The organism is Demequina sediminicola (assembly GCF_000975055.1).
Taxonomy (GTDB): domain Bacteria; phylum Actinomycetota; class Actinomycetes; order Actinomycetales; family Demequinaceae; genus Demequina; species Demequina sediminicola.
In genome coordinates this window covers 663,270-677,387 of record NZ_BBRB01000001.1, presented here as the reverse complement: position 1 = coordinate 677,387, position 14,118 = coordinate 663,270, and the positions used below count along the sequence as shown (strand labels likewise).

Here is a 14,118-nt window from a genome sequence, read left to right as displayed (position 1 = left end):
ATGGAAGCATGCTGAGTTCACGGATCGCCGATGCCTTCGGTCAGTCCCGCGGTTACCTCGACACCGCGAGTTACGGGTTGCCCGCACGCGCCACGGTTCAGGCACTGCATGCAGCAACTGACTCTTGGGCTACAGGGGCCATGGATCCGGCCGATGCTGACGCCGCAGTTGAGCGGTTGCGCACCGCTTTCGCATCGCTTGTGGGTGCCCGTGCGCAGGATGTGGCACTCGCCGGGTCAACATCCCAGATCGTCGGAATGACGGCAGCCTCCCTCCCAGACGGCGCGCGCGTGCTCGTGGCAGAAGGGGACTTTGGGTCACTGGTGCGCCCATTCCTTGCTGACCCTCGACTCACGGTTCAGGCCGTGCCGCTGGCGGCACTGATCGACAGCATCGGTCCGGGCGTGGACCTCGTTGCCGTCTCGGCTGCACAATCCCGCAACGGTGCACTCATTGACCTGCACGGTTTGGCCACCGCCGCGGCCGCCACAGGTGTCCGCACCCTCGTCGACGTGACTCAATCCACCCCGTGGCTACCCATCGATGCCACACAGTTCGACATTGTTGTGGCGTCTGCCTATAAGTGGCTCAATGCGCCGCGTGGCATTGCGCTTGCGGCCGTGCGGGCATCGGCTTCCTGGCTCCGTCCCGTGTGTGCGTCTTGGTACGGGTCTGACGAGCCGTGGGCGAACCTCTATGCCTCCGAGGGTTTGAGTGATCGCGCGCGTCGACTCGACACGTCACCGCCCTGGCAACTTTGCGAGGCGGCCGCTGTGGCGTTGGAGATCCACGCCCGCGAGGACCGCGCCGCCACCCACGCGCACTGCGTGGGTTTGGCGGACGCGTTCCGTGCGGAGTTGGGGATGCCACCGGCTAGGTCGGCGATTGTGTCGCTGAGTGCGGAGCCCGGTGATCTCGCGGCAGCAGGGATCCGAGCTGCTTCACGCGATGGACGCGTGCGGCTGAGCTTCCACGTCTACAACGACGCCGTCGACGTCCAGCGTGCCGTCAGCGTTTTGTGGCCGGCTTTGGCTGCTGCTTGAATCGCGGGCGGGCAACTGAGTGCCGATGAGGGTGGCGAGTCCCAACACGGCGGCACCCACATAGACGGCACGGACGGCGGCATCGGTGTAGCCGTCCGGGGTGAAGGTGCCGCCAGCGCCCGTGAAGACTGCGGTGAGGATCGCGATTCCTAGTGCCACACCAATCTCACGGACGGTGGAGTTGGTGCCGGACGCTTTTGCGTGGTCCTCATCCTTCATGTTCACCAGCACGGCCGTGGCGCTGGGGGCAAAGACCATTCCCATGCCGATGCCGCACAGCAGGAACGCCGGGACGAACTGTCCATAAGGGGTGGAGGGTTCCATGACGGTCGCGATCCAGGCCAAGCCGACTGCTTGGGATGCCAAGCCGGTGACGATCAGAGGTCGTGTACCGATGCGGGGGGTGAGGAAGCCTGTGATGGGTGCAACTACGAGGGGTGCGAGAGTCCACGGCATTGTCATGATGCCGGCCTCGAGTGGTGAGTAGCCCTGCACCACCTGAAGGAACTGAATCAGGATGAACACTGCGCCGAACATGCCAAGGCTGAAGGTCATGCCCACCGCGTTGGCCACGCTGAAGGAGCGGTCGCGGAACAGGCTGAGCGGTAGCAGGGGTGCGGGTGTGCGACGTTCCCAGGCCAGGAAGGCGATGAGCAGCGCTGTGCCGCCGATGAGCCCAGTAAGCACTTGGGGGCTGGTCCAGCCCACCTCGTTGCCGCGCACGATGCCGAACACGAGCGCGAAGACTCCCAGCATGCCGAAGACGAGTCCGGTGCCGTCGAGGCGCACCCGTTCGCCTCGTGATTCCTGAAGGGCGATGCGTGCGAGGGGGATGGCGATGAGTCCGACGGGAACGTTGAGCCAGAAGATGGCGTGCCAGCTCATGCCTTCCACGACGGCGCCGCCGATGACTGGTCCGAGCGCGACACCAAGACCGGAAATGCCTCCCCAGATTCCGATGGCGAGAGGGCGTTGTTTCTTGGTCACGTTGGAGGCCAGGAGCGCGAGTGAAAGGGGCAGAAGTGCCGCTGCTCCCATGCCTTGGATGGTGCGTGCTGCGATGAGCTGGGCGGGAGTATCTGCGAGTGCGCAAGCGATGGACGCAAGCGTGAACAGTGCTGTGCCGCCGAGGAAGATGCGGCGCCGGCCGAGGCGGTCTCCGAGCGCGACGGCCATGAGGATGAAGGACGCGAAACTCAGCGAGTAGGCGTTGATGAACCATTGCAGTTCTTCGATGCTCGCTCCCAGGTCCGTGGCGAGGACGGGCAGGGCGTTGGTGACGACCAGGTTGTCGAGCATGGCCATGAACATCGGGACTGATGCGGCCGTGATGACGAGCGCTAGGGGTGCGCGTGTGGTGGTGGGGGACATCGGTTGCCTCTCTTGATGTAATCAACTGATTACTACTTACGGAGCGACAGTAAGTTATCGGTTGATAACATGTCAAGATGTCACCAGAAGAAACCGGACGCCTCAGCGCAGCTGACCGCCGAGAGCAGATCCTCACCGCAGCGTCGGTCGTCTTCGGTGAACGCGGGTACGCCGGGGGAACCACCGACGCCATCGCCCAGCAAGCAGGCGTCTCCCAGGCCTACGTAGTTCGCATGTTTGGTGGCAAAGAGAAGCTCTTCCGTGCATCGGCTGAAAGAGCAGCAGACAAGGTCATCGAAGCCTTCCGCGGCGCCATCGCAGAGTTCAACGCCAACGACGACGTCCACGAGAAAACACTCAAACTCGCCATCGCGTACACACACCTCGTGGCAGACCGCGGCATCCTGCTGACGCTCCTGCACCTGTTCTCCCTAGGCCACGACGAATCCTTTGGCCCACTGGCGCGCTCATGCTTCCTCAGCACCTACACGATCGTGCGCGAAGAAGCAGGCCTCACACCCGAGGAAGCGAGCGCATTCTTTGCGCGAGGCATGCTCACCACCACCTTGCTCGCGATGCGCATGCCGGACGCCGCCGACGACCCCACGGCAGCCGAACTCATGCAGTGCACCTTCGGCGAGACTTCCACGGACCTCATCACGCTGTCCCAAGGTCAATCTCCGCTGGACGACAGCGGCCGTTAAGCCAGCATCGGCCCTCCGCCCGCAGTAACGTCAGACCATGGCGACGGTGATTTTGCTGCATTCGGCGCTGGGACTCACCCGGCATGTGGACGACTGGGCGCAGGTGCTGCAGTCCGAAGGCCACGAGGTCTACACCCCCGACCTCTTCGCAGGCCACACCTTCAACGACCTCGACACCGCGGTGTCCTTCGTCGACGGCGAGGGAGGTCCACCAGCATTTGTGGACCGCGCCCTGGCCGCTATCCCGACCCTTCCTGAGCCGCTCGTCTACGCCGGATTCTCCCTCGGCGCTGGGGTAGCGCAACTGCTCGCGACGCAACAGGACAACTGTGCCGGACTCATCATGATGAGCGGTCTCATCCCGCCCGACTGGCTCGACGGAGCACCGTGGCCCACAGACCTTCCCGCCCAACTGCACCGCATGGAACGCGATCCCTGGGTCACCGACGACGAGGCAGCTGCGCTCAAAGACCACGCCGGACACACCATCGAGGAATACGTCTATCCAGGCGACGCGCACCTGTTTGGCTTTGAAGGACACGCCGACTACGACGACGAGGCCTCACACCGGATGTACGAACACGTCAGCGACTTCCTGGGTTCCCTCGAGTAAATCCCGCGCCCGTCCGGTGCGCGCGCTCCTGCGGTCGAGCGCCAACGCGCGTTCGCTGTGTGGGCAACCTTTGGCATCGTTTGCCGACAGGAATCTGTGGAGCTCCCGTCTAGAGTGGAGCAGGAAGTTCATACACATGCGAGCCGGCATCACGCCGGCCTGCCCACACTGATCGCGCCTGAGCGCGACCATGAGGAAGGTGCATCGCTCGATGGCCGTACGGATTGTTGATTCCGCAGATGTCTCCGACGACGCAACCGTAGGTGACGGTTCGTCGATTTGGCACCTCGCTCAGGTGCGTGAAAACGCCGTTCTCGGAGAGAACTGCGTCGTAGGTCGCGGTGCCTACATCGGTACCGGCGTCACGATGGGCGACGGATGCAAAGTGCAGAACTATGCCCTCGTCTACGAGCCCGCAGTGTTAGGCACAGGAGTGTTCATCGGACCGGCTGTGGTGCTCACCAACGATCACTTTCCACGCGCCGTCAACCCGGACCTCACCCCCAAATCAGCGCACGACTGGGAGCCCGTCGGAGTTACCTTGAAGGACGGTGCCTCCGTGGGCGCACGCGCCGTCTGCGTGGCCCCCGTGACCATCGGCGCATGGGCCACCGTTGCCGCAGGTGCAGTGGTCACCAAAGACGTCCCGGACTACGCCCTCGTGGCGGGAGTCCCCGCCAAGCGCATCCGCTGGGTGGGCCAGGCGGGTGTCCCACTGGAAGCCGACGGCGACAATCGGTGGATATGTCCCGTCACAGGTGACAGATACCTGGAGTCGGGGGATAAACTGGCTCGCGACGAGTCCCCCCACTACAACTAAGAGCGCGCTTGTCCCGCGCCGGAGGACCACACCTATGACTCAGCAGAACATCCCTGCGGCTAAGCCCATCGTTGGAGACGATGAGCGCGAGGCCGTTGACCGCGTGATGCGCTCGGGCATGATCGCCCAGGGCCCCGAGGTCGCCGCCTTTGAGCAAGAGTTTGCCGATGCACTTGTGGGCGGACGTCAATGTGTTGCCGTGTCATCCGGCACCGCAGGCCTGCACCTAGGCCTGCTCGCCGCTGGCGTTGGCCCCGGCGACGAGGTCATCGTGCCGTCGTTCACGTTCGCAGCAACGGCCAACTCAGTAGCGCTTGCTGGCGCCACACCCGTCTTCGCGGACATCGAGCCTGACTTCTTCTGCCTCGACCCTGCGTCGGTGGAAGCCGCGATTACCCCTCGCACCAAAGCGATCATGCCGGTCCACCTGTACGGGCACCCGGCGAACATGACTGCTCTGCGCGAGATCGCCTCGAAGCACGGCATCGCGCTCTACGAAGACGCTGCCCAGGCACACGGTGCCTCGTGGAACGGTGAGCCTGTCGGTTCGTTTGGCGACTTTGGCATGTTCAGCCTCTATCCGACGAAGAACATGACGTCCGGCGAAGGCGGCATGGTGTCCTGCGCAACGGATGACATTGCCCGCATGGTCAAGTTGCTACGAAACCAGGGCATGGAGCGTCGCTACGAGAACGAAGTCGCGGGATTCAATGCCCGCATGACGGACATTCACGCCGCGATTGGCCGTGTCCAGCTCACCAAGCTTCCCGCGTGGACTGAAGCGCGTCAGCGCAATGCCGCGTTCCTCGACGCCAACCTTGAAGGTGTCGAGACACCCAAGGTTGCCGAGGGCGCCACACACGTCTATCACCAATACACGATTCGCGTCAGCGCGGATCGCGACGGTTTCGCTCAGGCGCTCCTGAACGACCACGGCGTGGGTTCCGGCGTGTACTACCCCATTCCCAACCACGAACTTCCGTCCTTCGGCATCGAAGCGGAGCTCCCTGAGACGCGCCGTGCGTGCGACGAGGTGCTGTCGCTCCCGGTCCACCCCTCGCTCTCTGAGGACGACTTGGCCCGCATCGTCGAAGGTGTGAACGCAGTAGCAAAGGCAGGTGCATGATGGCGGATCTCAAGGTCGGTCTCGCAGGAGTCGGCATGATGGGGCGTCACCACGCCCGCGTGCTGAAGAGCCTCGATGGCGTCGAACTGGTGGGTATCGCCGATGCCGCTGGCGACAAGCACGGCGTCGCGGGTGGGCTTCCGGTTCATCAGGAGTTCGACGACCTGCTGGCGATGGGTCTTGACTCCGTGGTGATCGCGGTTCCGACGGGCCTGCACGAAGAGTTTGCGCTGAAGGCAGCTGCCGCGGGCGTGAGTGCACTGATCGAGAAGCCACTTGCTCCGAACCCCGAGTCTGCTGAGCGCGTCACAAAGGCATTTGCCGACGCTGGCTTGGTGGGCGCTGTGGGCCACATCGAGCGGTACAACCCTGCTCTCCAGCAGTTGCGCGCACGTCTGGCCCAGGGTGACTTGGGTGAGATGTACCAGGTTGTGACGCGTCGTCAGGGTCCGTTCCCTGCACGCATTGCTGATGTGGGCGTGGTGAAGGATCTCGCCACCCACGACATCGACCTTACTGCGTGGGTGACGCAGTCGGACTTCGCCACCGTCGCGGCACAGTCGGGCTTCCGCTCGGGCCGTGAGCACGAAGACCTCATCGCCATCACCGGTCGTCTGCGCAATGACGCAGTCACGAGCCACCTGGTGAACTGGCTGTCGCCCATCAAGGAGCGCGTCTCCGTCGTCACGGGCGAGCGCGGTGCGTTCGTTGCTGACACGTTGACTGCCGACCTGACGTTCTACGCGAACGGCACCGTGCAGACTGAGTGGGACTCGGTTGCGGAGTTCCGTGGGGTCTCTGAGGGCGACATGATCCGGTACTCGTTCCCCAAGGCAGAGCCGCTGAAGACCGAGCACGAGAACTTCCGCGATGCCGTTCTGGGCAAGGACGCGGACATCGTCACCATGGAGCAGGGTCTGGCAACCGTACGTGTAGCCGATGCTGTTCTTGAGTCATCGCGCACTCGCCAGGCAGTCGAGCTCTAACAACGAATGTAACGAGGGCGTCCGCAGGAGCGTGATGCCCCGATGAGGAGACAGAAATGAAGATCGCAGTCATCGCGATGGGCAAGATTGGTTTGCCGTTGGCCGTGCAGTTCGCGTCCAAGGGGCACGAGGTTGTTGGCGTTGACGTCAACGAGCAGATCGTGGATTCCGTGAACAAGGGAATCGAGCCGTTCCCCGGTGAGGCAGAGCTTCAGGACCGCCTCAGCGAGTTGGTGGCAGCGGGCAAGTTGCGCGCCACCACCGACTACGCGGACGCTGTACCTGGCGCCGATGCCGTGGTGATTGTGGTTCCTCTGTTCGTCAACGATGAGACCTGGCAGCCCGACTTTGGGTGGATGGACGCTGCGACGCGCTCGCTCGCTGAAACTCTTACGCCGGGCACGCTTGTCTCCTACGAGACGACTCTTCCCGTCGGCACTACACGCAACCGCTGGGTGCCTCTCATTGAAGAAGTCTCCGGCCTGAAGGAAGGCACCGACTTCCACGCGGTGTTCTCGCCCGAGCGTGTGCTCACTGGTCGTGTTTTCAAGGACCTGCGCGCATACCCCAAGCTCATCGGCGGACTCTCGGACGAGGGCACGGAGCTTGCCCGCAAGTTCTATGAGGCCGTACTCGACTTCGACGAGCGCCCTGACCTTCCCCAGCCCAACGGCGTGTGGGATCTGGGCAGCGCCGAAGCCTCGGAGCTCGCCAAGCTTGCTGAGACCACCTACCGTGACGTCAACATCGGCCTGGCGAACCAGTTCGCGCGTTTTGCCGACAAGAACGGTATCGATGTCTACAAGGTCATCGACGCGTCGAACTCCCAGCCCTACAGCCACATTCACCGTCCCGGTATTGCTGTGGGTGGACACTGCATCCCCGTGTACCCACGTCTGTACCTCTTCAACGACCCCGACGCGACCGTGGTGCGTGCCGCCCGTGAAGCGAACGCAGAAATGCCCAACTATGCGGTAGACCTCACCGCAGCTGGGCTCGGCGGATCACTCGCGAACACCACCGTTGCGGTGCTTGGCGCGTCCTACCGCGGCGGCGTCAAGGAGACTGCCTTCTCCGGAGTGTTCGCCACGGTTGCCGCACTGCGTGAACGCGGCGCCACCGTGGTGGTGCACGACCCGATGTACTCGGACGAGGAACTAGCCAAGTTTGGCTGGGATGCTTACACGCTGGGCGACAGCGTTGACGCGGCCATCATTCAGGCCGACCACGCCGAGTACAAGACCCTGACTCCGGCCGAACTGCCCGGCGCCCGCGTTCTGGTCGACGGTCGCAACGTCACAGACCCTGCCGCATGGCAGACCGTGACGCGCATCGTCATCGGCGCCTAGCCACACTCCACGACGTAGCTCTACGCCGCGCCCAGCTGCACCTCCGGTGTTGCTAGGTGCGGCGTAGTGTTTTCCGCACACGCCGCTTGATGCGGTACGTCAGCGTGCGGTGCTCTGCGGCAGTAGCAAGCGACTGCTTGAGCCGCGCAATTTGATCCTGAAGCTGCTGAACCTGCTCGTCGTGAGCACTTTGTTCACGGTGGACGGCGGCAGCTGATGCGGCAACTGACGCCGCTGCCGTGTCCCGCGCCTCGCGCGCCTGAATCAGCGCTGCGTCCCGTTCCTTGCGTACCGCTTCGAGGTGCGCAAGCACTACGGGACCAGGCGCATCGTGACGCTCAGGTTGATCTGGGGTGTCGGAGTAAAGGTGCGCGAGCCGGGGCGCGGTGGCCGCCAGCGAGTGCGTCGATTCCGCGAAGGCGCGCCCTTGCTTCCCCAGCGCTAGGCGCCGTTCACGGTCCCCAATGAGTGCTGTCAGGGTCGACACCAGTGTGTCCGGGTCGATATCCACGATGGGGCAGTCCGCGTGGTCGCCTCGCCCGCGATCAGCGACACGGGACACCACGGGACGGCCAAGCGCCATTGCCTCGATCGCCGTGACACCCCACCCCGCACCCAGGACCTTCTCCACCACAATGTCGGCATTGCGCATCCGCTCCAGCGCTTCAGCGTTCGTGACCCCTTCAATAAGGTCCACCTCAAACTCAACGCCGGCCGCAGCGAGCTCGTCGAAAGCGGCGAGGATGACATCTGTTCCCTTGATGGCTCGCTTCGAGGGCGCATGGGCAATCACAGGACGCTCACGCTGCTGCGTGGATGGCTCGAGGGCCTCGATGTTGAGGCACAGCGGCAGATACGTGGCGTCAGGGACATGGTCGTGGGTTGCGGGGTTCGACACGGTCATCGCGTGGGCGCGAACGCGGGCCTGATCCGCTGCTTCGCGCACTACCCGTTGGGGACGGTGGGGTGCACCAAAGTGGTAGTAACTCCAGCGGTCGAGTGACATTTCAAGCGATGCATCGCGCACCTCAGTGCCATGGAAGCCATAGATCACTTTGACGCCGGCAGCACGGAGGTAATCCACGTCCCATCCCACCGGCAAGCCAAGTGCTGGGTGGGAGAACGTCTGTGCGAAGTGAAAGTGGACCACGTCGAAGCCATCAGCAATCACGGAGTCCAGTATTTCTACGAGCTCTCGCGGGGTTGCGGGTGGTGGGACGATCTTGTCGGAGGCGTAACCGAACGCGGGTTCCGTCGATGTCCACACCTCGGCTTCGTCACCCTGTGACCGCCATGCGTCGCGCAATGCCGTGGCCTGGTTCGCAATGTTGACTGGAGCGTGAAGTACTTTCACGAATCCTCCTTGACGTGGCTACCTGGCCCTACGCTCTCGATGCGTAAGGTGCTTCGGTGATCACTGTAGTGGCACCAGAGTGCACCGAGATAGGCCCGTCGTAGCGGCGGAGACACACAACGAGGGCCCCGGAGCAATGCTCCGAGGCCCTCGCGTAGGGGACTGCACCTAAGCGGACGTTAGTCCAGGCAGGTGACCTGTTCCCAGGGTCCCCATTGAGCCGTTCCGGGCTCGTTGTTCACGTTCCACCACTTGGCCTTGTATGCGTAGCCGTTGTGGCGCACGTGGTCGCCTCCAACGTAGACGCGTCCAGGCTCGTACGCCGGTCCGTTACAGACGGGCGCAGGCGTGGTGGTTGTGGTGGGCGTCGGCGAAGGGGTTGCCGTGCCCGTGGCTGTGGGAGTCGGGTTCGGCTCCGTCGGTGTCGGGTTGGGTGTGGTGGTCGATCCGCAGTTGCCCAAGGACTCCCAAGGCCCCCACTGGGTGCCTGGGGTTTCGCCCTGGGTCCACCACTTGGCGGTCCACTCGTTGCCAGCGTGGCTGACGGTTGAGCCGCCGTTGTAGACGGTCTCCGAGTTCCATGCCGGCGAGCACTCGGTTGGTGTGCCAGTCGACGTGGGTGTCGGAGTGGGGTCGGGAGTGCCGGTCGGAGTGGGGTCGGGGGTTCCGCCGCCGCCCACGGTGATGTCGACACAGTTGTAGAACGCCATCGGAGTGTCCGCGATGTTCCATCGAGCCAGCAACGTGTGGTCGCCTGCGGGCAGGCCAGTCAGCGTGTGCTGGATGTTTGAGGGTGGCTGCTGGCCGCCCTGGTCGTAGGTGGCGATGAGTTCACCGTCGAGGAAGTACTCCCAGGTGCTCGTTGAGTGAGCAGCAGTGAGCTGCCACTGAAGAGTGAGCGAGGAGCCAACGTTCGTCCGTGGCCAGGGAAGGGACTCATCGTCGAGGACGGCGAAGTCGGATCCTCCCGAGCACTTCATTGAACCCTTGGGAGCTTCCACTGACTGAGGCTCGTATGCGATGGCGCCGCAGTCAAAGGAGGTAGTGCCGCTGGCGCAATGGTCCTGGCGGCTTGGCGGTGAGGTAACCCAGCCGTGCGCTGAGGCAGGCGAGGAGGTGACGGCGGGAACTGCGACGACGGCCAGTAATGCGGCAATGATGGCCGATATGGCTAGTCGGAGTCCACGCCCGTGCAGCCGACCTGTGATGGTCGTGAGATGCATTGAACGCTCCATGGTTGAGGGGACGGGATGCGCACCCGAGGGTAGGGCCTATGGTCGACATCGGCGCCGACGCGCATCCCTACCGAGGCTAAGGAACGTTCTTGCGGCTGGCTATTGTGGGTTTCCCCTACGTGGGGATAACTTTCACAGCCCAAAGTTGGCGTAGAAGTCCTCCACGATGGCCGCGGGGCCGCTCGCCACGAACACGGCGGTAGCGTTGCGCCACACGTACTGGGTGACATCGCCATCAATGACGACACGCTCACCGACCTCGCTGCCGCCTACGGTGACGGGCTCAGGCTCAGTGCCACCTTCGGAGAGTCGGTCGTACTGCTGGATTGCCGCTTCCTCGTCGTAATGCTGGATCGCCCGGACGGTGACCGTCTCCGTGCCGTCGGTGTACGTCAGGTCGTCAATCTCTGCGGCACGAATCGGAACCCCGGCATCGGCCCATTTCACTTCCACTGCGCCACTGAGCGCGAACATGCCCACGGTGCCAGGCATTGCGGAGAGAAACTCCGAGGGGTCCTCGAGGGCAATGGGTTCGATGGTGGCCGTGGGCGCGGGATCAACGAGCACCTCGGCTTCGAGGGTCACGTCCTCGGGCGCAAAGAACAGAGCGTAAACGCCGTATCCGATGCCGCCCATGACGAGCAGGCCGATGATGATGAGGAACCACAGACTGCGGTACCAGGGCGTTGACTCCTTGGTGGCGGATTCCGCTCCTGTCTGGCTACTGGGCTCAGCTGGAGCGGAGCCTGGCATGACCGGAGGGACATACGCCGGGGACTCATCGTTGAGAGGCGACGCCTCGTTCAAAGGAGACTGCACCGGGAAGGCCGATGCCGGACTCAACGGGGATTGCGTGCTGGCGGGGTCCGCTGGGGTGGGGTTGGGCCACAGGTTGGCAGAATCTGGAGCGTCGCCCTTGGGATTGCCTGCCACCCACACGGGGGAGACCGGCGTGTTTCCATCCTCGGGTTCGAAGGTCTGAGGGGTGTCGTTCACGAGGGGGATCCCTCCCAAAGGGGTAGGTGCACCGGAGGCGGACAGAGATGCCGACCGGACGGCGGAATCTCCGAGGTTGCGAATGGCGTCATCGGAAGGGGTGTCGGCCGCGTCAGTTGCGGGATGCCAAGGGTTGGAGCCAGCGTTCGGCATGATCTCCGCGTGGTCGGGCTGCTCGACGGGAGCAATGATCTCGCCGTCGTCACCGTCGATGGATTCCGGCACCACAGGTATGGACCCTGTCGAGGGAACACGAGGCTTGGAGGGTGCGACAGGCTCCCGCTCACCATTGATGGGATGCCACGGCGAGGTGGCGTGCTTGTCGGAATTCTCCTCAGACATGAATCCCAGCGTACGGCTACGCAGCCCGCCACGGCGTGCAGCGGTGCCGTCGCGTGTCACACCGCGGTACTAGCGTGGTGGTCATGCCTGCCGCGACACGTTCTTCCAAGCCCACCTATCGGTGTACCGAATGCGGGTGGGGTGCCGCCAAATGGGTGGGCCGCTGTGGCGAGTGCCAAGCGTGGGGCACCGTTGAAGAATCGGGTGCTGCTACCGCTGGCCCGGCCACCAAAGCCACAGCCGCCACCAACCCAGCAACCCCCATCAACGAGGTTGATGCCACCGCATCGGCCCGTCGCAGTACGGGTGTCGCGGAGTTCGATCGGGTCCTGGGTGGCGGCCTCGTTCCTGGTGCCGTGGTGCTGCTTGCAGGAGAGCCCGGCGTCGGAAAATCGACGCTGCTGCTGGATGTAGCAGCCCGAGCGGCCCGCGAGGAACAGTCCGTGCTGTACGCCACGGGCGAGGAGTCAGCAGGTCAGGTGCGCCTGCGGGCCGAGCGTATCGATGCTCTGGAACCGCGTCTCATGCTTGCCGCGGAGACGGACCTTGGTGCCGTGCTCGCGCAGATCGACGCTGTCCAGCCTCAGCTGCTCATTGTGGACTCCATTCAAACCATCGCCTCCGCCCAAGTGGACGGCGCTCCCGGTGGTGTGGGGCAGGTGCGCGAGGTCGCATCGGCACTGATCCAGGCCGCCAAGACCAAAGGGTTTGCGATGGTCATCGTGGGTCACGTCACCAAAGACGGTTCCGTTGCAGGCCCCCGGATTGTGGAACACCTGGTGGATGTGGTCTGTCAGTTCGAGGGCGAACAGCACTCACAGTTGCGTCTGTTGCGCGCCATCAAGAACCGGTTTGGCTCTGTTGATGAGGTGGGCTGTTTCCAGTTGCACGATGGCGGCATCGAGGGTGTCTCTGATCCGTCCGGCCTGTTCCTGTCGCGCGAGGGAACCCAAGTTCCTGGCACATGCGCCACAGTCACCATCGATGGCAAGCGGCCGTTGCCCGCAGAGATTCAAGCCCTCGTGGCACCAAGCGCCCTGAGCAATCCGCGACGCGCAACCTCGGGCATCGACAACTCCCGGGTATCCATGATCCTTGCGGTGCTGCACCGGCGCGTAGGACTCGCGGTAGCCGCTGACGACGTCTACGTATCCACCATTGGCGGAGCGCGCGTCACCGAGCCCGGCGCTGACGTGGCGTTGGCGTTGGCACTCGCCTCAGCTCGCGCGGATGTCCCGGTCAAGCCAGGCTTCGCTGCGATTGGCGAAGTGGCGCTGTCAGGGGCAGTGCGGCCCGTCAACGCCATTTCTCAGCGCATCGCGGAAGCCGCACGCTTGGGATTCACTGACGTGATCGTGCCCGAGTCAGGCAAACGCGACAAGGATCCGGCAGGCATCCGCGTGCATCGGGTCTCGACATTGCGCGAAGCAGTCAACGCCGCGCTACCCCGGGACTAGTGCGCAACAGGCTCGGGAGTAACGCGGAAAATGTAGGGAAGTGGCGCTGCGGCGGAAGCGGCAGGGAATGCGAGCCAGATGGTGTCTGGCTATTCCACCATGGTGAAGGTCGCGACCTCGGATGGAATCCCGGCAACTGAGACAGCAGCCTGATACGTGCCGGGCCGGATTTCGTTGACCGGACCTGTGCAGTCTGAGTTCTGCCAGATCCCCGGCCACACCACTTGGAGCGCCTGCACATCATCGGCCTGAAGAACCCACGTCTTGGACTCAAAACCAGGGTCCTCGGGGCACCAACTGGTGGAGTAGTACTGATCGTTGCCTGAGCTGACCGCTAGTTCCGTGCCCTCGGTGTCCGTTGAAAGCGTGCAAGGGGATGTGCCGACATGCTGGATCGAAAGGTCGAATGCCGGCATGGTGCCGATGGTGGGGGAGGCAGGCGATGCGGTTGTAGTGATCGTCACATCGTTCGCGGTGCACGCGCGTGAAGGGTCGTCGCTGACTGTTGCGGCCTCGGCAGAGTTGGAGGCGCCGGGGGAGGAGGATTCTGCGGGGGTTGAGCCCTCGCCGCCGGACTCGGCGGAGTCACCGCCAAAGATGGTGGACAGCAGCCACCACAAGCCGACGATCACCGCAATCGCCACGACCAGGACTAGGACACGGCGGAACCAATACACCTGAGGCGGTTGTTCGCCTACAGGGTGTCGCAGCGACCCCATGAG

13 protein-coding genes are annotated in these 14,118 nt (G+C 63.8%); 8 read left to right on the top strand and 5 right to left on the bottom strand.

Annotated features, from left to right (window positions below; all coding sequences use genetic code 11):
* The first annotated feature begins 8 nt into the window (after positions 1 to 8).
* Positions 9 to 1,043, top strand: coding sequence for an aminotransferase class V-fold PLP-dependent enzyme (locus AOP79_RS11535; RefSeq protein ID WP_082093306.1), 1,035 nt, complete (start codon positions 9 to 11; stop codon positions 1,041 to 1,043).
* On the opposite strand, the gene AOP79_RS03200 is transcribed toward AOP79_RS11535, so the two are convergent.
* On the bottom strand, positions 942 to 2,414 hold the full coding sequence (locus AOP79_RS03200; RefSeq protein ID WP_082093305.1) for a DHA2 family efflux MFS transporter permease subunit: 1,473 nt from the start codon (positions 2,412 to 2,414) through the stop codon (positions 942 to 944). The genes AOP79_RS11535 and AOP79_RS03200 overlap by 102 nt on opposite strands.
* Before the next feature lie 77 nt (positions 2,415 to 2,491).
* Here AOP79_RS03200 and AOP79_RS03195 point away from each other — a divergent pair, with 77 nt between their 5' ends.
* The 6 genes from AOP79_RS03195 (at position 2,492) to AOP79_RS03170 (ending at position 8,012) form a co-directional block, all read left to right on the top strand.
* The gene (locus AOP79_RS03195; RefSeq protein WP_062070352.1) at positions 2,492 to 3,118 is read left to right on the top strand and encodes a TetR/AcrR family transcriptional regulator; all 627 of its coding nucleotides are present in this window, start codon (positions 2,492 to 2,494) and stop codon (positions 3,116 to 3,118) included.
* A gap of 37 nt (positions 3,119 to 3,155) precedes the next feature.
* The gene (locus AOP79_RS03190) at positions 3,156 to 3,731 is read left to right on the top strand and encodes a dienelactone hydrolase family protein (protein ID WP_082093304.1); all 576 of its coding nucleotides are present in this window, start codon (positions 3,156 to 3,158) and stop codon (positions 3,729 to 3,731) included.
* Between the two features lie 211 nt (positions 3,732 to 3,942).
* Positions 3,943 to 4,551, top strand: coding sequence for an acyltransferase (locus AOP79_RS03185; RefSeq protein WP_062070348.1), 609 nt, complete (start codon positions 3,943 to 3,945; stop codon positions 4,549 to 4,551).
* Positions 4,552 to 4,585: 34 nt separating this feature from the next.
* Positions 4,586 to 5,677: a DegT/DnrJ/EryC1/StrS family aminotransferase gene (locus tag AOP79_RS03180; protein WP_062070346.1), complete on the top strand. Its 1,092-nt coding sequence runs from the start codon at positions 4,586 to 4,588 to the stop codon at positions 5,675 to 5,677.
* Entirely contained in the window at positions 5,677 to 6,663 is a 987-nt protein-coding gene (locus tag AOP79_RS03175; RefSeq protein ID WP_062071033.1) for a Gfo/Idh/MocA family protein, read from the top strand. The genes AOP79_RS03180 and AOP79_RS03175 overlap by 1 nt, the downstream gene beginning before the upstream one ends.
* Positions 6,664 to 6,719: 56 nt before the next feature.
* Positions 6,720 to 8,012 (top strand): nucleotide sugar dehydrogenase, encoded by a 1,293-nt coding sequence (locus tag AOP79_RS03170; RefSeq protein ID WP_062070344.1) that lies wholly within the window; start codon positions 6,720 to 6,722, stop codon positions 8,010 to 8,012.
* A 52-nt stretch (positions 8,013 to 8,064) separates the two neighbouring features.
* Here AOP79_RS03170 and AOP79_RS03165 read toward each other — a convergent pair whose 3' ends face one another.
* From AOP79_RS03165 to AOP79_RS03155, 3 genes are all read right to left on the bottom strand, one after another.
* Positions 8,065 to 9,366, bottom strand: coding sequence for a glycosyltransferase family protein (locus AOP79_RS03165; protein WP_062070342.1), 1,302 nt, complete (start codon positions 9,364 to 9,366; stop codon positions 8,065 to 8,067).
* A gap of 179 nt (positions 9,367 to 9,545) precedes the next feature.
* Positions 9,546 to 10,589: a lytic polysaccharide monooxygenase gene (locus AOP79_RS03160; protein WP_152647975.1), complete on the bottom strand. Its 1,044-nt coding sequence runs from the start codon at positions 10,587 to 10,589 to the stop codon at positions 9,546 to 9,548.
* Positions 10,590 to 10,733: 144 nt separating this feature from the next.
* A complete protein-coding gene (locus AOP79_RS03155; protein WP_152647974.1) occupies positions 10,734 to 11,939 on the bottom strand; it encodes a hypothetical protein in 1,206 nt (401 codons plus the stop codon).
* Between the two features lie 83 nt (positions 11,940 to 12,022).
* Between AOP79_RS03155 and radA the strand changes: the two genes are divergently transcribed.
* Positions 12,023 to 13,396 (top strand): DNA repair protein RadA, encoded by a 1,374-nt coding sequence (gene radA / locus AOP79_RS03150; protein ID WP_062070338.1) that lies wholly within the window; start codon positions 12,023 to 12,025, stop codon positions 13,394 to 13,396.
* A gap of 89 nt (positions 13,397 to 13,485) precedes the next feature.
* Here radA and AOP79_RS03145 read toward each other — a convergent pair whose 3' ends face one another.
* Positions 13,486 to 14,115, bottom strand: a complete 630-nt coding sequence (locus AOP79_RS03145; RefSeq protein ID WP_062070336.1) for a hypothetical protein — start codon at positions 14,113 to 14,115, stop codon at positions 13,486 to 13,488.
* Positions 14,116 to 14,118: the final 3 nt, after the last annotated feature.

Bases quoted from the DNA above. Each gene is read 5' to 3' on its own strand.
- AOP79_RS11535 (WP_082093306.1), top strand. From the start codon at position 9: ATGCTGAGTTCACGGATCGCCGATGCCTTCGGTCAGTCCCGCGGTTAC.
- AOP79_RS03200 (WP_082093305.1), bottom strand. From the start codon at position 2,414: ATGTCCCCCACCACCACACGCGCACCCCTAGCGCTCGTCATCACGGCC.
- AOP79_RS03195 (WP_062070352.1), top strand. From the start codon at position 2,492: ATGTCACCAGAAGAAACCGGACGCCTCAGCGCAGCTGACCGCCGAGAG.
- AOP79_RS03190 (WP_082093304.1), top strand. From the start codon at position 3,156: ATGGCGACGGTGATTTTGCTGCATTCGGCGCTGGGACTCACCCGGCAT.
- AOP79_RS03185 (WP_062070348.1), top strand. From the start codon at position 3,943: ATGGCCGTACGGATTGTTGATTCCGCAGATGTCTCCGACGACGCAACC.
- AOP79_RS03180 (WP_062070346.1), top strand. From the start codon at position 4,586: ATGACTCAGCAGAACATCCCTGCGGCTAAGCCCATCGTTGGAGACGAT.
- AOP79_RS03175 (WP_062071033.1), top strand. From the start codon at position 5,677: ATGGCGGATCTCAAGGTCGGTCTCGCAGGAGTCGGCATGATGGGGCGT.
- AOP79_RS03170 (WP_062070344.1), top strand. From the start codon at position 6,720: ATGAAGATCGCAGTCATCGCGATGGGCAAGATTGGTTTGCCGTTGGCC.
- AOP79_RS03160 (WP_152647975.1), bottom strand. From the start codon at position 10,589: ATGCATCTCACGACCATCACAGGTCGGCTGCACGGGCGTGGACTCCGA.
- AOP79_RS03155 (WP_152647974.1), bottom strand. From the start codon at position 11,939: ATGTCTGAGGAGAATTCCGACAAGCACGCCACCTCGCCGTGGCATCCC.
- radA (WP_062070338.1), top strand. From the start codon at position 12,023: ATGCCTGCCGCGACACGTTCTTCCAAGCCCACCTATCGGTGTACCGAA.
- AOP79_RS03145 (WP_062070336.1), bottom strand. From the start codon at position 14,115: ATGGGGTCGCTGCGACACCCTGTAGGCGAACAACCGCCTCAGGTGTAT.